The sequence below is a fragment of the Pseudomonas sp. Ag1 genome (assembly GCF_000278565.1).
Classification (GTDB): Bacteria; Pseudomonadota; Gammaproteobacteria; order Pseudomonadales; family Pseudomonadaceae; genus Aquipseudomonas.
In genome coordinates, this window is record NZ_AKVH01000104.1 from 53,862 (window position 1) to 73,174 (window position 19,313).

A 19,313-nucleotide genomic window follows, 5' to 3' on the forward strand; every position below is an offset into this window, starting at 1 on the left:
GGAATGCGGTCAAATGTGGGAGCGGGCTTGCTCGCGAAGGCGTCATTACGGGCGCTGCACAAGTCAGTGTCTGATCAGTTTTTCCCGCACCAACCCGGCCTCCTGCTGATCCAACTCCAGCAACACCTGCTGCTTGCCGGCAATCTCCACCGCCGCCGGCAAACCATCCCGGTACACCAGCCGATTACCGCTCAACGCCGGCACCTTGCTACCCGGCAGCAGCGTACCGACCAGGTTCAGCGGATCCGCCCCACACACGGCAATCAAGCTTCCATCGTGAGGCCGCCGCCGAACTTCCCGCAGCAGCGGAATCGCTTCCGGCAACGCAAACTGTTCCCCCGCCAAACCACTCACAAACCGCCCGCCACGAATCTCGCCCCGGGCCTCCAGCCGGTGGAACGTACGCAGCAATTCGCGCCAACTGGGCAGCCAGTCCGCCTCGCGCTCCAGCAGGCGCCAGAACACCACCCCGTAGCGGCGCAGCAAGGTCATCGCGACATGCTCCAGCGTCTCGGCCGAGTGAGCCCCCGGACGTGTGCCATCCGCCACCGGCGTCCGCCGTACCAGGGCCCAACGCCCGGCATCGTCCATCCCGCCGACAAACGCGCCACGCCCGCGCCGACTGCTGCGGGCCTGACGTTTGCTCGCCGGCGTGGTCAGGGCGCGCAGGCCGGCAAAACTGTCGGCGTTCGCCAGCCCCGCGCCCACCAGTTCCTGCAACGCGGTTTCCAGTTCGCTGCGCAGCAGATGGGCTTCGTGGATCAATTCATCGAAAAACAGCGCGCCGTTTTCCCGCAGCGCCTGATGGACTTTCTGTGCCTTGGGCGACAGCTCGGTACTGTCCGGCGCTTCGGTCAGTCCACTCCACAATGGCACCTGGCTGCGGGGCAACAGCACCACTGGCGTGCTGCGCAGGGCCGTCGCGCCGGCCTTGTTGCTCAGGCGTGTCCACACCACTTTGCCGTTGCGGCACAAATCGTCCAGCCAGTGGGGCGCGTAATCCTTGATTCGTGCGCTGAGCAAATCGCTGTCCCAGGCCGAAGTGGCTGCGGCGTACCCTTCCAACTGCGCGACGATCTGCGGTAACACCGCGCTGCCCTGGCCGCGGGTACCGTTCGACAGGTGCTGCCAGTCGAACAGAAAACGCATGAAATCCTGCAACGCCACCGGCTCGATTTCCCGGCGCAGGCGCTTGACCGTGTAGCGGTGAATGCGCGCCAGCAGGTGGCGTTCGCACCATTGTTCGGCGCTGGCGCCGGGGCTGAAACGGCCGCGCAGCACGTAGCCTTCGCTCTCCAGCCGCGCGAGTGCCTGTGATACGTCGGCCATCGGCAAGGCCAGGGGCGCGGCGATCTCGATCAGCGTCAATGGGCCATAACCGCTCAGGCGCGCCCGCAGCACTTCCACCAAGGCTTCATCGAAGGTCCAGGGCTCATCGAAACCTGGCAACAGCGGCAGGTCATTCGGGTAGATCGCCGTCAAACAGCTCAAGCGCTCCAGGGCGACCCAAACGGCCTGGCCGGTACCGATCTGCAATCGGCTGGCGCGCCCACCGTCGGCCAGGGCTTGCAGCCATTCTGCCCACTGCGCCGTGACCTCCGATTCGGCAATGCACGCCAAACTCATCAGCGCTTCATGCATCTCGTCCAGGCCATTGGGCGCCGGCCAGGCTTCCTCGCACACACCGGCAATCGCTTCGGTATCCAGCGCACCAAGGTCATCGGTGCTTTGCGGATCGCTCCAGCGCCGGTTGAGCACGGCCTGGGTGCGGCGCTCCTCCAGCGGAGCGTCGTCGAGAAAGGTGTAGGGGCGGGCGCTGAGAATCTCTGCTGCCAGTGGCGACGGCGCCGGCAGATCACGGCTGATCAGGCGGATTTCGCCGCGCTCCATGCGCCGCAACAGGGCCAGCCAGCCTTCGCTGTCCATGGCCTCGTGCAGGCAGTCGTCGAGGGTTTGCTCCACCAGCGGATGCTCGGGCACTTCGCGCTCGCCGGCGAGGTTTTCCAGGCAGGCGATCTGGTCGGGGAACACACTGGCGATCAGGTCTTCACTCTTCATGCGCTGGATCTGCGGCGCCACCTTGCGCCCACCGGTGTAGCGCGGCAACGCCAGGGCCACCCCGGCATTCCAGCGCCAGCGCACGCCGAACAGCGGTGCATCCAGTACCGCCTGGATCAGGATGTGCTCGGCCGTGTTGCTGTTCAGGTAGCGCCACACCTCATCCAGCTCAAAGCTGTGACTGGTGGACAGCGACAACACGATCGCATCCTCGCTGGCGGCGGCTTGCAGTTCGAAGTTGAAGGTGCGGCAAAACCGCTTGCGCAGCGCCAGGCCCCAGGCGCGGTTGATGCGACTGCCGAACGGCGTGTGGATGATCAATTGGGTGCCGCCGGACTCGTCGAAAAACCGTTCCATGATCAACGTGTCCTGGGACGGCAGCGCGCTCAGCGCCAGCCGCGCCCGCGCCAGGTAATCCAGCAGTTGTTCGGCGCTGGCCAGGTTCAGGCCGAGGGTGCCGGTGAGCCAATCGAGCGCCGGTTGCAGGTTACCCGGCGTGGCGCCCAGCAGCGCGTCCAGTTGCCCCTGAAAACGCGCCACGGCAAACGACAACTCGGCACTGCGCCCCGGTGCTTCGCCGAGCCAGAACGGAATGGTCGGCGGCTGGCCGTGGGCATCCTCGACCCGCACCTTGCCGGGCTCCACTCGCAGGATGCGGTAGGAGGTGTTGCCCAGCTGGAAGATATCCCCGGCGATGCTTTCCACCGCGAAGTCTTCGTTGACGCTGCCGATGTTCAGGCTTTGCGGCTCAAGCAGCACGCTGTAGTCGGCGTTGTCGGGGATGGTGCCGCCGCTGGTCACGGCGGTGAGCTTGGCGCCCCGCCGACCACGCAGGGTGCGGGTGATGGCGTCGCGGTGCAGGTAGGCGCTGCGCAGGCCCTGGCGCCCGTTGTAGCCTTCGGCGAGCATTTGCAGTAGTGCCTGATAGTGACGCTCATCCAGCTCGGCGTAGGGCGCGGCGCGGCGGATCAGCGTGAGCAGGGCCTGTTCCTGCCATTCCTGGCAGCTGACTTCGGCGATGATCTGCTGGGCCAGCACATCCAGCGGCGCAACCGGGATCAGCAAGGTGTCCAGCTCGCCCCGGCGCACGCAGTCGAGCAGGGCGGCGCATTCGATCAGGTCGTCGCGGGTGGTGGCGAACAACCGGCCCTTGGGCGTGCCGCCGACCTGATGCCCGGAGCGTCCGACCCGTTGCAGAAAACCGTTGATCGAGCCGGGCGAGCCGATCTGGCACACCAGGTCGACATCGCCGATATCAATCCCCAGTTCCAGCGACGCAGTGGCGATCAACACCTGCAGCTCACCGGCCTTGAGCCGTTGTTCGGCGTCCAGGCGCATTTCCTTCGCGAGGCTGCCGTGGTGGGCGGCGACGGCGTTTTTGCCCAGGCGCTCGCTCAAGTGCCGGGCCAGGCGTTCGGCCAGGCGCCGGGTGTTGACGAAAATCAGCGTGGTGCGGTGTTGCCTGGCCAGTTCGGCGAGGCGGTCGTAGACCAGCTCCCACACGTCGTTGGCCATGACGGCCGACAGCGGCACCGGCGGCACTTCGATATCCAGGTCCCGTGGGCGTGCGTGGCCGATATCGACGATCTCGCAAGGCCGGCCGGTGCCCACCAGAAAGCGCGACACCGCCTCGATGGGCTTTTGCGTGGCGGACAGGCCGATGCGGGTCAGCGGTTCGCTGCACAAACCCTGCAGGCGCTCCAGTGTCAGGGCCATGTGGCTGCCGCGCTTGCTGGCGGCGATGGCGTGGATCTCATCGACGATCACCGTGCGGGTGCTGGCAAGCATCTGCCGGCCGGAATCCGAGCCGAGCAGCACGTAGAGCGATTCCGGGGTGGTGACCAGGATGTGCGGCGGGTGCTTGCGCATCAGGGCGCGGTCTTTCTGTGGAGTGTCGCCGGTACGCACGGCGGTGCGGATCGCCAGCGGTGGCAGGCCGAGGCGCTGCAAGTGCTCGGTGATGCCGGCCAGCGGGGTTTGCAGGTTGATCTGGATGTCGTTGGAAAGAGCCTTCAGGGGCGAGACGTAGACCACCAGCGTTTGGTCTGGCAGTTGGCCGCCATTGGCCAGGCCTTGGTGCACGAGATCGTCCAGCACCGCGAGAAAGGCAGTCAGGGTCTTGCCGGAGCCGGTGGGTGCGGCGATCAGTGTGGAGCGGCGCTGGCGGATCAGCGGCCACGCCTGGGCCTGGGCGGCGGTCACCGACGGGAACGTGCTGCGGAACCAGGTGCTGACGGCGGGGTGGAAACCGTTCAAGACCGTGTCCGTTGATTCAGGAAGGTTCATCCCCAATTTATGCGGCCGGCCCCGGCAACTTGCAACCCCGGGATGCATTCCCTGTGGTGAGGGATCTTGCTGTGGCGAGGGAGCTTGCTCCCGCTGGCTGCGTAGCGGCCCCAAAAAAGCGGGAGCGCTGTGCACTCCAGCGGGAGCAAGCTCCCTCGCCACAAGAAGCTCCCTGGCCACAGCAAGCTCGCTGACCACTGCAAGGCCCCTGGCCACTGCATGCTCCCTGGCCATAAAAAGGCTCTCTCTACCTAAACCCCCCGGCCGCAATCGGCGGCGCACTTTATAAGTGACGGTTGCGCTACAAACCCGCAAAATGCAACGATTCTGGCAAATGCCAACGGCATGGCTCACAAGCCTGTCGATAATAACCATCGTTCCAAACAGACCGGGCCTGCTCAATCTATGCGAATGCGCCTTATGTTACTGGGCGGCGGGAATGCCCTCGGGCAGGCGCTGATTCGCCTCGGTGCGGAGGAAGACATCGGTTTCCTCGCCCCGCGCCCGCCCCAAGACGGCTGGGATGCCGCGAGCCTCACGCAACTGCTCGACGACACCCGTCCCGATGCCTTGATCAATCTCGCCTATTACTTCGACTGGTTTCAGGCGGAGACGGTCAGCGAGACACGCCTGGCCGCCCAGGAATATGCGATCGAGCGCCTGGCTGAACTGTGCCAGCACCACAGCATCACCCTGCTGCAACCGTCCAGCTACCGGGTGTTCGACGGCTCCCGCGCCACCGCCTACAGCGAAAAAGACGAACCCGTGCCCTTGGGCCTGCGAGGCCAGGCGTTGTGGCGCATCGAGCAGAGCGTACGCGCCACCTGCCCGCAGCACGTGCTGTTGCGTTTCGGCTGGCTGCTGGATGACAGCGTCGATGGCACCCTCGGGCGCTTCCTGGCCCGTGCCGAAAAACCTGACGAACTGCTGATGGCCGACGACCGCCGGGGCAACCCGACGCCGGTGGACGATGCCGCGCGGGTGATCATTTCGGTGCTCAAGCAACTCGATTGCGCCGCGCCGTTGTGGGGCACTTATCACTATGCCGGCCACGAAGCGACTACCCCGCTGGCGCTGGGGCAGGCGATCCTGACCGAAGCGCGCAACTTCCACCCGCTGGCGGTGGAAGCTCCGACCGCCCAGGCCCACGCCGCCCGTCCGGATGCAGCCGACGAGCCGCAACACGCGGTGCTGGCCTGCAAGAAAATCCTCCACACCTTCGGCATCAAGCCACGGGCATGGCGGGCCGGGCTGCCGGCGTTGCTCGACCGGTTCTATCGACACGGTCAAACATAAAAAAGGCGCCTGAAACAGGCGCCTTTTTTTGTGGCGGTGCGCGGACGGTTAAAAGTGATATGTGTTGGCAAGTCGGATGCGCCACGGGATACGAAAAATTTGAAACCTTTGGTGCGCCCGGTCATCCATGCCAATAGGGATTGATTGTGCTTACGGCTCGTTCAGCAAAAGCAAAAGTCTGCATTCAGAAGAAGACTTCGCCCATCCAGCCATGGGCAGCCTAAAAGAGGAGCCCCACCCATCATGGCAACACATTCTCCGGTGAATGGTTCGCCGCCGCCTCACGATGATGTGTATGAGGAAGCGCACGACCTGCAGTTCGCTTTGAGTGCCGCCGGGCTTGGTATATGGCGCCTGGATTTGACGACGGGCGAGCTGAAGACCTCGGCCACTTGCCGCCTCAACTTCGGACTCGAACCTCACGTACCGTTCAGCTATGAACACATGCAGCGCTTGGTGCACGCCGAAGACAAGCGTCGAGTGGCCGAAGCGTGGGATCGCTCAATCGCTCAACGTGGCGACTACGACGTTCGCTACCGCGTCATCACGCCAATCGGTGAAACTCGCTGGCTGCACGTGTGCGCAAGACCCCGTTATGCCGATGATGGTCTACCCGTCACGATGACGGGAACCGTTCAGGATGTGAGCCAAGAGCAGTCACTTCAGTCGCAGAAGATGGACGCGCTGGGGCGGGTAACAGGCCGAGTGGCTCATGACTTTAATAATCTGCTGACGGTGATACGTTCTTCAGCGGATCTTTTGAAGCGTCCTTCCGTATCGGAAGAGCGGCGGCTGCGCCTGGTGGAAGCCATTTCCGAGGCGGTGGAGCGTGGTTCTCATTTCACCAGTCAATTGCTGTCCTTCGCTGGCAGGCAAGCCCTGCATCCCGCACCGCTGGACGTCAATTCAAGCACGTTGGCCATGGCCGATACGATTGCTGTGCGGGTTGGCACAGGCATCCACGTACGCATCGAGTCCGCAGAATTACCCTGCGTTGTTCACGTCGACCCAGGACAGTTTGAAGCGGCCATTCTCAATATGGTCATGAACGCCCGCGACGCCATGATGGATAAGGGGGCGCTGGTCATCCGTGTTGAGTCGATGGACCTTATCCCTGCGTCCGATGGCTATCCCCTTATCAAGGGGCGTTTTGTTGCCGTGTCCATCACAGACAATGGCTCGGGTATCGCTCCGTTCAGCCTCGATAGAATCTTTGAACCGTTTTTCTCTACCCAAGGCAAAGGCCAGAGAAGTGGGCTGGGGCTCAGTCAGGTATTGGGTTTTGCCAAACAGTCGGGGGGAGAGGTCAGGGTCGAGAGTCGTCTGGGGCAGGGAAGTACGTTCACGCTTTATTTGCCCCGCGCTTGAACGGGATGAGTGGATAGCCCGATTGCACAAATGGAGTTAGCATCGTAAACCTTCGGCTCAAGAGCCTGTTGTTCACATCAGGGTTGCATTGTGGAAAAGCTAAATCGCCTTCAAAGCGGAATAGAAGGGCTGGATGCTCTGCTCAAGGGCGGGCTAGTCGCAGGTGCCTCCTACATTATCCAGGGGCGCCCAGGATCGGGTAAAACCATCCTCGCCAATCAACTGGGATTCAATCATGCGCGCAACGGGGGCCGAGTACTGGTGGCCACGTTGCTGGCCGAGTCCCACGACCGTTTATTTCAGTTCCTCTCGACCCTGAACTTCTTTGATGTTTCCCGGGTGGGGGCCGAAATTCAGTTCGTCAGTGCATTTGACACCCTTGAGAACGACGGTCTCGATGAAGTGGTCAAGCTGCTTCGGCGTGAGATCAGTCGCCAGAAGGCCACCGTGTTAGTGGTCGACGGCTTGCTCAATGCACGCTCCAAGGCTGACTCGCCCATCGACACCAAGAAATTCATTTCCGAGCTGCAAGGGCACGCTGCGTTCGCCGGTTGTACGGTGCTGTTTCTCACCAGTTCCCGGTTGGACGACGGCAGTCCTGAGCACACCATGGTTGATGGTGTGATCGAGATGGGTGAAGAGCTTCACGGCAGCCGTTCAGTGCGCCGTATTCAATTGCGCAAGACTCGGGGCAGTGGTGCACTGACCGGATTGCACGAGTGTGAAATCACCGACGATGGCCTGGTGGTTTATCCGCGTCTGGAAAGCCTCTACAGCCATCCGTCTTTACCTGACAGTGCTGATCTGACGCGTATCACCAGCGGCATCGGTTCGCTGGACGCCATCATCGGCGGTGGCCTGCACAGTTCCTCCGTTACCCTCGTCATGGGGCCTTCCGGCGTCGGGAAAACCACATTGGGGCTCCGGTTCCTCGCTGAGTCGACAGTGGAAGCGCCGGGCCTGCATTTCGGTTTTTATGAAAGCCCGCAGCGGTTACGCCTCAAAGGCCAATCGCTGGGTATTGATATCAAGGGTATGGAAGAAAGTGGTGCGCTGAGTCTTGCCTGGCAACCCACGACAGAAGGCCTGCTCGACGGTCTCGGCGCACGTCTGCTGAAAATAGTTGAGGAAAAGGGCATCAAGCGCCTGTTCATCGACAGCTTGAGCGGCATGACCCGAGTGTCGACAAACCCGGCACGTATCACTGATTTCTACAGCGCCCTGATGAGCGAGCTTCGTGCCCGTGGCGTAACGGTGTTTGCCTCATGGGAGATGCGTGACGTTTTTGGTTCGGAGGTCAGCTCTCCAACCCCGGACCTCTCCAGTATTGTCGATAACCTGCTGCTGATGCGTTTCTTCGAGATTCAATCTGAACTAAGAAGAATGCTTTCGATTCTTAAGGTACGAGACAGCTTCTACGATCCTTCGCTTCTTGAAGTGGTAATCCATGAACACGGCGTTGACTTGAAGAAGGCATCAAGAAATGCATTGGCTGTCGCTGATGATTCCTGGCGGCCGGGCTCAACGTCCAAAGTCTCTGATTCGGGTTGAATTGACATGACCACCATCCTGGTCGTCGACGACGAGTATTTGATCGCTGACATTCTCGGCTATGCGCTGGAGGATGAGGGGTACATGGTCGTAAAAGCGAGCAATGGCCAGAAAGCACTCGAGGTCCTGGAGCGCGAGCGGCCAGCGTTGATCATCACCGACTTCATGATGCCGGTCATGGATGGCCAGGAGTTTGCCGAAGCGGTTCGCGCTCTGCCGGCAGTCAATCACTTGCCCATCATCCTGATCAGCGGAGCCCAGGCTCATATTGGTATGGAGCGGTCGGACTTGTTCAATGCAGTGTTGAAAAAGCCGTTCAACATTGACTTGGTCATCGCTGAAGTTCGCCAACTCCTGGCTGAAGCCTGAATCGCAGCACACGGGCGTGTGCCTGGCTTCTGATTGGCGCTTGCCTCCATGGGAAGCCTCACAAAAAAGGCCCTGTACAACAGGGCCTTGGGTAGAACCTAGAACTTGTAGCCAATACCGACCATGTACACCATCGGATCAACATCCACATTGACCTTGGCCCGAGTGCCCTGGCCCAGCGCGTTGTTGTCCACGGTGGCCTTGGTGCTGATGTCGATGTAGCGCGCCTGGGCGTTGATCATCCACTTGTCGTTGATCATGTAGTCCGCACCGATCTGCGCGGCCCAACCCCAGGAGTTTTCCGCCTTGAAGTTGCTGAAGCCGGCCTCCTGGGCGCGACCGCCAACGTGCTCGTCGTAGATCCAGGTGTAGTTGATACCGGCGCCGATGTACGGTTGGAATACCGACTTGCTGTCCAGCGGGTAGTACACGACGCTCAGGGTCGGCGGCAGGTGTTTCAGCGAGCCGAGCTTGCCGTTGGCCGGGGCCAGGGCGGTGTTCTTGATCTTCACATCGTGCTCGAACGGCGTGGCCGCCAGCAGTTCGATACCCCAGTGGCTGGTGAACATGTAGGCGAAGTTCAAACCCAGTTGAGTGTCGCTGCTCATGGTCGCCTTGCCGCCCAGGTTGGTCCCGGCCAGCGGGCCCTGGTCAACCTTGACACTGCTGCTGTCCGCTTTCGGGTTGACGGTGATGGCACCGGCGCGAATCAGGATGTCACCCGCTTCGTGAGCGTGGGCAACAGGGGCGACGAGGGCGAGCGCGACAAGCGACGCGCCGAGCAGGGACTTGTTCATGGGAGCTCCAAAGGACGTTATTAATTGCTTGTGTCCAATGGTAAAGATCGTAACGTTCGAGCTTTTGACTCAGCTCAATGAAAGCGCAATCACGGGTTATTCCTGCAACTCGTACACATAGATCTTGTCGGCATCCATCTGGTAGCCGGCATCGGCCAGTTCACTGCTGGACGGTTTGACCTGCATCTGGCCTTCGATCCAGTACGGCTGATACAACTCGTCGAGCTTCACGCCGACTTCGCTTTTGACATGCACGATCTGGTTCGACGGCGGTGGCGGCACGTGAATGCAGGCGCCGAAATACGGCACCAGCAGGAACTCCGTGGTGCGGCCTTCCTCGCTGACTTCCAGCGGCACGATATAACCCGGCAGGCGGATGTGCTTGCCGTCCAGGCTTTGTACGACCGGCGCGTTGGGCAGGTCCTGCTTGGCGGCCGGCGCTGACTCCACCGACAACGCATCGGCCATGCCCGACAAGTCGTGCAGCGGTTTCATGTTGGGGATTTCCGGCGGCGCGTCCGGCGGGATCATCTCCTGCCACGACAGGTCCTTGGGCTGGTCTTCAGCCCACACGGGCAGGGCCACCAGCAGTAACAGTGCGAGCACGACGCGACGCATCAACAGCTTCCTCATAAACGTATCGACAGGCCGTCGGCCAACGATTGCCGGTAGGCGCGCCAGGCCGGCACGCTGCCCATCAGCAGGGCTGCGACGAGAATACCGCCCAACAAAGTCCATTCATATTCGCTCGGCAACGACAGCGGCAGGTCCAGGCCGTAGTTGGCCTGCAAATACCCGCGCGACGCGGCGATGCACACATACAGCAGCCCGACGCCGGCGATCACGCCCGACAACGCCAGGGCGAAGGCTTCGAAGATCAGCAAGGTCGCAATATGCCAGGGCCGCGCGCCCACTGAACGCAGGATTGCCATTTCCCGGCGGCGCTCGTTGAGGCTGGTGAGGATCGCGGTGAGCATGCCGATCAAGCCGGTCAGCACCACGAACAGCGAGATCACGAACAGCGCTTTTTCAGCCGTGCCCATCATGCTCCACAGCTCTTGCAGCGCCACGCCCGGCAGGATCGCCAGCATCGGCTCGCCACGGAACTCGTTGATCTCCCGTTGCAGGGCGAAGGTGGAAATCTTGTTGTTCAAACCGAGCATGAACGCGGTGATGGCTTGTGGCGTCAGGTCCATGTTGCGGGCCTGATCGGCGCTGATCCGGCCTTTGCCCTGGGCCGGTACGCCGTTGTGCCAGTCGATGTGAATCGCTTCCATGCCGCCGAGGCTGATATGCAGTGTGCGGTCCACCGGAGTGCCGGTGCGCTTGAGAATGCCGACCACGGTGAAGGGCTTGTCATCGTGCTTGACCAGGCTGACCACCGCCACGCCGTGGGCCAGCACCAGCTTGTCGCCGAGCTTGTAATGCAGCGCGTCGGCCACTTCGGCGCCGAGCACCACTTCGAATGGATCGGTGGCGAAGGCGCGGCCGCTGGCCAGTTCCAGGTTCTGCCGGCGGCCGTATTGGTAGTGTTCGAAATAGGATTCGTTGGTGCCCATCACGCGGTAGCCACGGTGGGAGTCGCCGAGGGAAATCGGGATCGCCCATTTTACCTGCGGGTTGGCCGCGAAGTGCTCGTAGCTGTCCCAGCGAATGTTGTTGGTGGCGTTGCCGATGCGGAACACTGAATACAGCAGCAAATTCACCGAGCCGGAACGCGCGCCGACGATCAGGTCGGTGCCGCTGATGGTGCTGGCGAAGCTGGCGCGGGCTTCGGTGCGTACCCGTTCCACCGCCAGCAACAGGCACACCGACAGGGCGATGGCGAAGGCGGTGAGGATCGCGGTAAAGCGGCGGTTAGCCAGGCTGGCCATGGCTAGTCGAAACAAATACATCTCAAACCTCTGCGGGCGTGGCGGCGCGATTGAGTTCGGCCAGCGACAGGTTGCGGTCGAACAGCGGCGCCAGGCTCTGGTCATGGCTGACGAACAACAGGCTGGCGCCTGCTTCGCGGCATTCGGCGAACAGCAACTGAATGAAGGCTTCCCGGGCGTCGTAGTCCAGGGCCGAGGTCGGCTCGTCGGCGATCACCAGCTCCGGCTGGCCGATCAGCGCACGGGCAGCGGCCACCCGTTGTTGTTGGCCGATGGACAGGGAGTCGGCGCGGCGCTCCAGCAGGCTCTTGTCCTTCAGGCCCAGGTGGGCGAGCAAGGTCGCGGCAGCCTGGTCGACGCTGCCGTGACGCTGGATTGCCCGCTGCGCCCGTAACGTTGAAAAGTGGCAGGGCAACTCGACGTTCTCGCGCACCGAGAGAAACGGCAACAGGTTGAACTGCTGGAAGATGTAGCCGGTGTGGTCGACCCGGAAACGGTCGCGGGCGCCGGCCGAGAGTTCGGTCAGCTCCTGGCCCAGCAGGCGAATGCTGCCCCGGCTGGGCTTTTGCACACCGCCCAACAGGCCCAGCAGGGTGGTCTTGCCACTGCCGCTGGGGCCCTTGAGGAACAGGGTTTCCCCCGGCTCCAGGCGGAACGTGGGGATGTCCAGCAACTGTGGGTGACCGGGCCAATTGAAGCCCAGGTCAGACAGTTCGATAAGTGCTTGGGTCATAGGGAGGTCAGTGGTCTGGCTCGATTTGGATGATGACACCGATCAACTGTAGGAGCTGGCTTGCCTGCGATGGCATCACCGCGGTGTTTCTGGAGCACCGCGGCGTCTGCATCGCAGGCAAGCCAGCTCCTACAGTGTGGTGTTTACATCAGAATTTCAGGGTGGCTGCTGTGGCCGTCGCTTCCACACCCTGCTGGCCGCTCGGGCCAATGAGTTGTACCTGAATTTTCTGGGTGGCGGGGAAGGTCTTGAACACCTGGGTCAGGTCGAGGTTGCTCAGCGCGGTCGGCGTGGCGCAGGTGAACTGGTAGTGAGCGTGGATTTCGCTGTGGTCGTGGTGATGTTCGTGGGCGGCGGCGCCTTTGCCATCGGTGGCGTGGTCGTCATCGTCTTCATCGTGGTCGGCTTCAGGCTTGTCGCCGAACAGCGGGCTGTTCAGTTCCTGGGTGCTGATCACGCAACCGGCGGCCTTGGGCAGGCTGAACAGCACCAAGGGTTGCTCCAGTTGCTTACGGGCGGCGGCGACCTTGGCTTTGTCGGCGGACGTTGTAGCGAGATGTTCGAAGCCCACCAGGTTCATCGCCGGGCTGTCCAGTTCCAGCTCCAGAGCCTGGCCGTCGAGCACCGCATTGAGGCGACCCACGCCGTGTTCGTGGGCACCGAGGCTGCCGTGCTCGTGATCATGGTCGTGCTCGTCGGCAGCCTGGGCGATGGCCAGTGGCAACAGGGCAAACGGCAAAGCGAGCAGCAAACGGCGCATGGTGGAGCTCCCGGACAAAGATGAAAGTTTTGTTATGTGATCTTATAACAATTTTGCGAGGAGTTTGACCGCCTGCTTGGCGTAGCGCAAGACGCGTGGGAGCATGCTCGTCAGAAAAGTGCGGGAGTAAGTGCGATGTTGAGAATTCGTGGAACCGTCGGTGACCTGCCGGTGGACTTGACCCTGGAGCTGGATGACGGCGACTGGGCCCGGCTGGGCGCGCAGTTGCAGGCCAGCAAAACCCCGAGTGTGGAACCGGTAGTGACGCCGGCGGCGGGTAACCTGGACGAGAGCCTGTGGCAGGCCGCCCAGGATTTACTGCGCAAGGCCGGGCAACTCAACGGCCTGGAATTGCTTGATCAGCTGGAAGGCCTGGCCGGCAGCGCCTCGGCGGGCAAGCGCCTGCTGGTGCGCCTGCGCCATAGCGCCAAGGTCAAGGTAGCCAGCGGCGGGGATACGCCGCTGTACAGTTGGATCGAGTAACGATCAGTAAAGCGCGGCGAACAGCTTGCGGCGGTACACGGTGACCAGCGGATGATCGTTGCCGAGCAGTTCGAACACCTGCAACAGCGTCTTGTGGGGCAGGCCTTCGCTGTAGCTGCGGTTGCGGATGAACAGCTTGAGCAAGCCATCCAGCGCGGCGTCGTATTGCTGGCGCGCCAGTTGTTGCACGGCCAGTTGGTACACTGCCTCGTCATCCTGCGGGTTTTGCGCCAGGCGGGCTTTCAGGTCTGCGGCGTCCGGCAGGTCGGCGGCCTGGCGCAGGAAAGTGATCTGCGCCTTGGCGCCGGCCAGTGCGGCCTTGTGATCATCGCTCTTGACGGCGTCGAGCACGGTTTGCGCTTCGCCCAGTTCACCGCGCTCGGCCAGGCAGCGTGCGTACAGGATCAGCGCGGCGGCGTTGGTGTTGTCTTCGCCAAGCAGGGTGACCAGCACGGCCTCGGCGTCGGTGATACGGCCTTCGGCAAACAACGCCTGGGCCTGCTCCAGTGGATCGGCAGCCGCCGGTGGTGGCATCTGCACATGGGGCTCCAGCATCGCGCGCACGGCGGATTCAGGCTGCGCACCGGCAAACCCATCCACTGGCTGGCCATCCTTGAACAGCACCACGGTCGGCAGGCTGCGAATGCCAAAGCGCGAGACCACGTCCGGCTCGGCATCGCAATCGACCTTGGCCAGCAGCAACTCACCCTGATAACTCTCGGCAATCTGCGCGAGCATCGGCATCAACGCCTTGCACGGCGCGCACCACTCGGCCCAGAAATCCACCAGCACGGGTTTTTCGAAGGAGTTCTGGATCACCGCCTGATCGAAGGTGGCGGTGGTGGCATCGAAGATGTACGGCGTGGGCTCACTCATGGGGAATCTCGAAGAAAGCAGGGGATGGGGCAACTATAAGGGTTGGTGGGGTTAGCTGAAAGCGGGGCGGTCTCAGGATCGCAATCGCAGGCAAGCCAGCTCCCACAGGGGAATGCATTTCAAATGTGGGAGCGGGCTTGCCCGCGATGCTCTCAAGCGCGCTGCGAATGGTACAGGCTCACCTTGCGAAACTCCCACGGCTCGGCCAGGTCGGGCAGTGTCAGGGCGTCGAGGATACCCAGGCGCTGATAATCCGGGTGCTGGAAGTCCCGAACCCGGGAATCGGCGACCAGCGCTTCGCGGCCGCGTGTCAGGAATTGATCCAGCAGCGGCAGGTTCGCCCGGTCGTACAGCACATCGGCGACCAGGATCAGGTCAAACCGGTCGGCTTCGGTGAAGAAGTCTTCTGAATAGCCCAGTGTTACGCCGTTGAGTTCGGCATTCGCCCGGCAGGCAGCCAGGGCCAGCGGATCCAGGTCGCACGCCACCACTTCCAGCGCTCCGGCCTTTACCGCGGCAATCCCGGCAACACCCGAACCTGCGCCGAAATCCAGCACCCGCTTACCCGCGACCCACTCGGGGTTGGCCGCCAGGTATCGCGCCAGCGCCAGGCCACTGGCCCAGCAAAAGCTCCAGTACGGCGGCTCATGCAGGATGCGCCGGGTTTCTTCGGGGCTGAAGGCGCGGTCCATGTTGTCGGCGTCCAGTAACCACAGCGACAACTCGGTGCCCGGCAGCGGGCAGGGCACCAGTTGGGCGTCGCCGATCAGTTCGCTCAGTGCGCGTTGCAGGCCCAGCGGTGGCGTCATGGTGCGGGAACGAGTTGCAGCGGCCCGGTGGTCTGGGTGATCGCCTGGGTGATGCGCACCGGCGGCAGGTGCAGGATCAACTGGCCGGACTGGCTGGCGCGACCACGCAATTCAACGCGCCCGCCCGCCGGGAACGCTTGCGGGTTGAAGCGCAGGCGGAAGGCCAGGGGCTTGTTGTTGCCGATCAGCACGCTGCTGGCCAGCAGTTGTTGCGGGCGCGAACGGTCGTCGATCACCAGCAGCGCCAGTTCGACTTCCGCACCCGCCGGTATACCGTTCAATTGGCCGCTGACTTCACGCTGGTAGGCGGGCAACGGGCCGAGATCTTCTTCCACACCCGGCAGTTTTTTCTCTTGTTGCGGTGCCGGAGCCGGCGCCGCAGGTTTTGGGGCATGGCTGCTGCAGGCGACCAGAAAACCGAGCAACGTGAGCAAAACAAGTGGTCGTAACTGCATGTACGGCTCCAGAAAGGACAAAATCCGTGGCTTAAAAAATATGAAACATAATAGTCAGCCTATATACCGTAAAGGCTATGGCTTGTCTTGCCACAGGGATGCGCTACCATGGCCCTCCCATTTTTTGTTGCCTGCCACCATGCACTGTCCCTTCTGCGGTGCCAACGACACCAAGGTCATTGACTCGCGTCTGGTCGCCGAGGGCGAACAGGTGCGTCGCCGGCGTGAATGCCTGGCCTCTGGCTGCGGTGAACGTTTCACCACCTTCGAAACCGCCGAACTGGTATTGCCACGTCTGATCAAGACCGACGGCAGTCGCCAGCCTTTCGACGAAGAAAAACTGCGCGCCGGAATGCAGCGCGCCCTGGAAAAACGCCCGGTGAGTGTCGAGCGGCTGGAAGCGGCGCTGGTGCACATCAAGCACAAGCTGCGCGCCACCGGCGAGCGCGAAGTCAAATCCCTGGTGGTTGGAGAACTGGTGATGGGCGAGCTGCAAAAGCTCGACGAAGTCGCCTATATCCGTTTCGCCTCGGTGTATCGACGCTTCCAGGACCTCAACGAGTTCCGCGAAGAGATCGACCGCCTGGCCCGTGAGCCGGTAAAAGAATGAACCCACCTTCGGCAGAACAAGCGGTACTCGACGCCCATTACATGGCCCGTGCCCTGGAACTGGCGCGCAAGGGCCTGTACACCACCCACCCCAACCCCCGGGTTGGCTGCGTGATCGTGCGTGACGGGCAGGTTGTCGGCGAAGGCTGGCACGTGCGCACCGGCGAACCTCATGCGGAAGTCCATGCCCTGCGGGCAGCGGGCGACAAAGCCCGGGGCGCCACGGCCTACGTGACCCTTGAACCGTGCAGCCACCACGGGCACACACCGCCCTGCGCCGATGCCTTGGTGAATGCCGGCCTGGCCCGTGTGGTGGCAGCGATGCAGGACCCGAATCCGGAAGTCGCCGGGCGTGGCATGCGCCGCCTGGCCCAGGCCGGGATCGAGACCCACAGCGGCTTGCTGGAAAACGAAGCGCGGGCGCTTAACCCGGGCTTTCTCAAGCGCATGGAGCATGGCCTGCCGTTTGTGCGGGTCAAGTTGGCCATGAGCCTGGACGGTCGCACCGCGATGGCGAACGGCGAAAGCCAATGGATCACCGGCCCGGCCGCCCGTGCCGCTGTGCAGCGCCTGCGGGCCCAGGCCAGTGTGGTGCTGACCGGCGCCGACACGGTGCTGGCCGATGGTGCTCGCCTGACCGTGCGCGCCGCCGAACTGGGCCTGGATGAAGAAACCACCGCCCTGGCGATGTCCCGTCCGCCGCTGCGTGTGCTGATCGACGGCCGCCTGCGGGTGCCGCTGAATGCGCCGTTCTTCAAGGCTGGCCCCGCGCTGGTCATCACCTGCGTGACGCCGGACAACCAGTACCCCACAGGCCCCGAGTGCCTGGTGGTGCCGGGTGTCGACGGCCAGGTCGACCTGCGTTCCGCGCTGGTGGCCCTGGCGGCCCGTGGTGTCAACGAAGTGTTGGTGGAAGCCGGCCCAAGCCTGGCGGGTGCCTTCGCCCAGCAAGGGCTGGTGGACGAGTACGTGATATTCGTCGCTGGCAAGTTTCTTGGCTCTGCCGCCCGGCCTTTGCTGGACTGGCCGCTTGAGAAACTGGCCGACGCCCCCCAACTCAAGATCACTGAAATGCGCGCTGTTGGCGATGACTGGAGAGTCACTGCCATCCCTCTGCCATCAGCGAGCGTATAATTCCCGGCCTGCGCCACGTCTTCAGGAGAACGGCATGTTCACCGGCATTATCGAATCCATCGGCAGCATCCGTGCAATGACCCCAAAAGGCGGCGATGTACGCCTGCTGGTTGAAACCGGCAAGCTCGACCTGAGCGACGTCAAACTGGGCGACAGCATCGCCGTCAGCGGTGTGTGCCTGACCGTCATCGAGTTGCCTGGCAACGGCTTTGCCGCCGATGTCAGCCGGGAAACCCTGGACTGCACCGCGATGAACGACCTCAAGAGCGGCAGCCCGGTGAACCTGGAAAAAGCCCTGACCCCGACCACACGCCTCGGTGGGCACCTGGTCAGCGGCCACGTCGACGGTGTCGGCGAAGTGGTTGCCCGCAGCGAAAACGCGCGTGCCGTGGAATTTCGCATTCGCGCACCGAAAGAGCTGGCCAAGTACATCGCCCACAAAGGCTCGATCACCGTCGACGGCACGAGCCTGACGGTGAACGCCGTGAATGGCGCCGAATTTGAACTGACCATCATTCCCCACACCCTGAGCGAAACGATCATGGCGTCGTACCAGCCGGGTCGCCGGGTGAACCTGGAAGTGGACTTGCTTGCCCGTTACCTGGAGCGCCTGTTGTTGGGCGATAAGGCCGCAGAGTCTGACTCTCTTCAAGGGCCCGCCGGGAACATCACTGAAAGTTTTTTAGCCGCTAACGGCTACCTTAAATCCTGACCCAAGGGGGTGCCGCGTGGCGCTCAACAGCATCGAAGAACTGGTTGAAGACATCCGCCAAGGCAAGATGGTCATCCTCATGGATGACGAAGACCGCGAGAACGAAGGCGACCTGATCATGGCCGCCGAGTGCTGCCAGCCGGAACACATCAACTTCATGGCCAAGCACGCCCGTGGCCTGATCTGCATGCCGATGAGCCGCGAGCGCTGCGAGTTGTTGAAGCTGCCGTTGATGGCGCCGCGCAATGGTTCCGGGTTTGGCACCAAGTTCACCGTGTCCATCGAAGCCACTACCGGTGTCACCACCGGTATCTCCGCTGCTGACCGCGCCCGCACCGTACAAGCCGCTGCCGCGAAAGACGCCAAGGCCGAAGATATCGTCAGCCCTGGCCACATCTTCCCGCTGATGGCCCAGCCGGGTGGCACCCTGGCTCGCGCCGGCCACACCGAAGCGGCCTGCGACCTGGCGCGCATGGCCGGTTTCGAGCCGAGCGGTGTGATCTGCGAAGTGATGAACGACGACGGCACCATGTCCCGTCGCGCCGAGCTGGAAGAATTTGCCGCGCTGCACAACATCAAGATCGGCACCATTGCCGACCTGATCCACTACCGGATGATCCACGAACGTACCGTTCAGCGGATTGCCGAGCAGCCGCTGGACAGCGAACTGGGCCAGTTCAACCTGGTGACCTATCGCGATTCCGTGGAAGGCGACGTGCACATGGCCCTGACCCTGGGCACCATCTGCGCTGAAGAGCCGACCCTGGTGCGGGTGCACAACATGGACCCGCTGCGGGACCTGCTGATGGTCAAGCAGCCGGGGCGCTGGAGCCTGCGGGCCGCGATGTCCGCGGTGTCCGAGGCCGGCAGCGGTGTTGTATTGCTGCTGGGCCATCCGCTGGATGGCGACGTGCTGCTGGCGCATATCCGCGAAACCGCCGACCACGCGCCGGTGAAAAAACCGACCACCTACAGCATCGTCGGGGCCGGTTCGCAGATCCTGCGGGACCTGGGCGTGCGCAAAATGCGCCTGATGAGTGCGCCAATGAAATTTAATGCCATATCCGGTTTCGACCTGGAAGTAGTAGAATACGTGCCCTCCGAATAAAGGCCGGCGTTGTTTGCCCCTTGTTCGCGGTTCAA

18 protein-coding genes are annotated in these 19,313 nt (G+C 62.6%); 9 read left to right on the forward strand and 9 right to left on the reverse strand.

Going from position 1 to position 19,313, the window contains the following annotated elements; all coding sequences use genetic code 11:
• Window positions 1-63 precede the first annotated feature (63 nt).
• Window positions 64-4,344, reverse strand: coding sequence for an Lhr family helicase (locus A462_RS12055; protein ID WP_008436462.1), 4,281 nt, complete (start codon window positions 4,342-4,344; stop codon window positions 64-66).
• Between the two features lie 405 nt (window positions 4,345-4,749).
• On the opposite strand from A462_RS12055, the gene A462_RS12050 reads away from it, so the two are divergent.
• From A462_RS12050 to A462_RS12035, 4 genes are all read left to right on the forward strand, one after another.
• Window positions 4,750-5,640, forward strand: coding sequence for a sugar nucleotide-binding protein (locus A462_RS12050; RefSeq protein WP_008436463.1), 891 nt, complete (start codon window positions 4,750-4,752; stop codon window positions 5,638-5,640).
• Window positions 5,641-5,883: 243 nt separating this feature from the next.
• On the forward strand, window positions 5,884-7,008 hold the full coding sequence (locus tag A462_RS12045) for an ATP-binding protein (protein ID WP_008436464.1): 1,125 nt from the start codon (window positions 5,884-5,886) through the stop codon (window positions 7,006-7,008).
• A 90-nt stretch (window positions 7,009-7,098) separates the two neighbouring features.
• On the forward strand, window positions 7,099-8,559 hold the full coding sequence (locus A462_RS12040; RefSeq protein ID WP_032899514.1) for an ATPase domain-containing protein: 1,461 nt from the start codon (window positions 7,099-7,101) through the stop codon (window positions 8,557-8,559).
• A gap of 6 nt (window positions 8,560-8,565) precedes the next feature.
• Window positions 8,566-8,928 carry a response regulator gene (locus A462_RS12035; protein WP_008436466.1) on the forward strand — a complete coding sequence of 121 codons (363 nt, stop codon included), beginning with the start codon at window positions 8,566-8,568 and terminating at the stop codon, window positions 8,926-8,928.
• 98 nt (window positions 8,929-9,026) lie between these two features.
• Here the strand turns inward: A462_RS12035 and A462_RS12030 are convergent, their stop codons facing one another.
• The 5 genes from A462_RS12030 to A462_RS12010 form a co-directional block, all read right to left on the reverse strand.
• A complete protein-coding gene (locus A462_RS12030) occupies window positions 9,027-9,725 on the reverse strand; it encodes an OmpW/AlkL family protein (RefSeq protein ID WP_008436467.1) in 699 nt (232 codons plus the stop codon).
• A 96-nt stretch (window positions 9,726-9,821) separates the two neighbouring features.
• Window positions 9,822-10,343, reverse strand: a complete 522-nt coding sequence (locus tag A462_RS12025; protein ID WP_008436468.1) for a DUF3299 domain-containing protein — start codon at window positions 10,341-10,343, stop codon at window positions 9,822-9,824.
• 11 nt (window positions 10,344-10,354) lie between these two features.
• A complete protein-coding gene (locus tag A462_RS12020; protein WP_003210004.1) occupies window positions 10,355-11,620 on the reverse strand; it encodes an ABC transporter permease in 1,266 nt (421 codons plus the stop codon).
• Between the two features lies 1 nt (window position 11,621).
• Window positions 11,622-12,332, reverse strand: coding sequence for an ABC transporter ATP-binding protein (locus A462_RS12015; protein WP_008436477.1), 711 nt, complete (start codon window positions 12,330-12,332; stop codon window positions 11,622-11,624).
• Window positions 12,333-12,480: 148 nt separating this feature from the next.
• Window positions 12,481-13,092, reverse strand: a complete 612-nt coding sequence (locus A462_RS12010) for a DUF2796 domain-containing protein (protein ID WP_003209999.1) — start codon at window positions 13,090-13,092, stop codon at window positions 12,481-12,483.
• Window positions 13,093-13,227: 135 nt separating this feature from the next.
• Between A462_RS12010 and A462_RS12005 the strand changes: the two genes are divergently transcribed.
• Window positions 13,228-13,575: a hypothetical protein gene (locus tag A462_RS12005; RefSeq protein ID WP_008436481.1), complete on the forward strand. Its 348-nt coding sequence runs from the start codon at window positions 13,228-13,230 to the stop codon at window positions 13,573-13,575.
• Window positions 13,576-13,578: 3 nt separating this feature from the next.
• Here the strand turns inward: A462_RS12005 and trxA are convergent, their stop codons facing one another.
• The 3 genes from trxA to A462_RS11990 all read right to left on the reverse strand — a co-directional run bounded on the left by trxA (window position 13,579) and on the right by A462_RS11990 (window position 15,715).
• Entirely contained in the window at window positions 13,579-14,451 is an 873-nt protein-coding gene (gene trxA / locus A462_RS12000; RefSeq protein WP_003209995.1) for a thioredoxin, read from the reverse strand.
• A gap of 152 nt (window positions 14,452-14,603) precedes the next feature.
• Entirely contained in the window at window positions 14,604-15,260 is a 657-nt protein-coding gene (locus A462_RS11995) for a class I SAM-dependent methyltransferase (RefSeq protein WP_008436484.1), read from the reverse strand.
• Window positions 15,257-15,715, reverse strand: a complete 459-nt coding sequence (locus A462_RS11990) for a YbaY family lipoprotein (RefSeq protein ID WP_003209991.1) — start codon at window positions 15,713-15,715, stop codon at window positions 15,257-15,259. The genes A462_RS11995 and A462_RS11990 overlap by 4 nt, the downstream gene beginning before the upstream one ends.
• Before the next feature lie 139 nt (window positions 15,716-15,854).
• On the opposite strand from A462_RS11990, the gene nrdR reads away from it, so the two are divergent.
• From nrdR to ribBA, 4 genes are read left to right on the forward strand one after another with little or no spacing between them, the layout of a single operon-like run.
• Entirely contained in the window at window positions 15,855-16,325 is a 471-nt protein-coding gene (gene nrdR, locus A462_RS11985; RefSeq protein ID WP_003209990.1) for a transcriptional regulator NrdR, read from the forward strand.
• Window positions 16,322-17,458 (forward strand): bifunctional diaminohydroxyphosphoribosylaminopyrimidine deaminase/5-amino-6-(5-phosphoribosylamino)uracil reductase RibD, encoded by a 1,137-nt coding sequence (ribD, locus tag A462_RS11980; protein WP_003209989.1) that lies wholly within the window; start codon window positions 16,322-16,324, stop codon window positions 17,456-17,458. Before nrdR ends, ribD begins: the two co-directional genes overlap by 4 nt.
• Window positions 17,459-17,492: 34 nt before the next feature.
• Window positions 17,493-18,170, forward strand: a complete 678-nt coding sequence (locus A462_RS11975) for a riboflavin synthase (protein WP_003209988.1) — start codon at window positions 17,493-17,495, stop codon at window positions 18,168-18,170.
• Between the two features lie 16 nt (window positions 18,171-18,186).
• The gene (ribBA, locus tag A462_RS11970; RefSeq protein WP_003209987.1) at window positions 18,187-19,278 is read left to right on the forward strand and encodes a bifunctional 3,4-dihydroxy-2-butanone-4-phosphate synthase/GTP cyclohydrolase II; all 1,092 of its coding nucleotides are present in this window, start codon (window positions 18,187-18,189) and stop codon (window positions 19,276-19,278) included.
• The last annotated feature ends 35 nt before the right edge of the window (window positions 19,279-19,313 follow it).

Coding starts and splice junctions, on each gene's coding strand:
- A462_RS12055 (WP_008436462.1), bottom strand. CDS start 4,344: ATGAACCTTCCTGAATCAACGGACACGGTCTTGAACGGTTTCCACCCC.
- A462_RS12050 (WP_008436463.1), top strand. CDS start 4,750: ATGCGAATGCGCCTTATGTTACTGGGCGGCGGGAATGCCCTCGGGCAG.
- A462_RS12045 (WP_008436464.1), top strand. CDS start 5,884: ATGGCAACACATTCTCCGGTGAATGGTTCGCCGCCGCCTCACGATGAT.
- A462_RS12035 (WP_008436466.1), top strand. CDS start 8,566: ATGACCACCATCCTGGTCGTCGACGACGAGTATTTGATCGCTGACATT.
- A462_RS12030 (WP_008436467.1), bottom strand. CDS start 9,725: ATGAACAAGTCCCTGCTCGGCGCGTCGCTTGTCGCGCTCGCCCTCGTC.
- A462_RS12025 (WP_008436468.1), bottom strand. CDS start 10,343: ATGCGTCGCGTCGTGCTCGCACTGTTACTGCTGGTGGCCCTGCCCGTG.
- A462_RS12020 (WP_003210004.1), bottom strand. CDS start 11,620: ATGTATTTGTTTCGACTAGCCATGGCCAGCCTGGCTAACCGCCGCTTT.
- A462_RS12015 (WP_008436477.1), bottom strand. CDS start 12,332: ATGACCCAAGCACTTATCGAACTGTCTGACCTGGGCTTCAATTGGCCC.
- A462_RS12010 (WP_003209999.1), bottom strand. CDS start 13,092: ATGCGCCGTTTGCTGCTCGCTTTGCCGTTTGCCCTGTTGCCACTGGCC.
- A462_RS12005 (WP_008436481.1), top strand. CDS start 13,228: ATGTTGAGAATTCGTGGAACCGTCGGTGACCTGCCGGTGGACTTGACC.
- trxA (WP_003209995.1), bottom strand. CDS start 14,451: ATGAGTGAGCCCACGCCGTACATCTTCGATGCCACCACCGCCACCTTC.
- A462_RS11995 (WP_008436484.1), bottom strand. CDS start 15,260: ATGACGCCACCGCTGGGCCTGCAACGCGCACTGAGCGAACTGATCGGC.
- A462_RS11990 (WP_003209991.1), bottom strand. CDS start 15,715: ATGCAGTTACGACCACTTGTTTTGCTCACGTTGCTCGGTTTTCTGGTC.
- nrdR (WP_003209990.1), top strand. CDS start 15,855: ATGCACTGTCCCTTCTGCGGTGCCAACGACACCAAGGTCATTGACTCG.
- ribD (WP_003209989.1), top strand. CDS start 16,322: ATGAACCCACCTTCGGCAGAACAAGCGGTACTCGACGCCCATTACATG.
- A462_RS11975 (WP_003209988.1), top strand. CDS start 17,493: ATGTTCACCGGCATTATCGAATCCATCGGCAGCATCCGTGCAATGACC.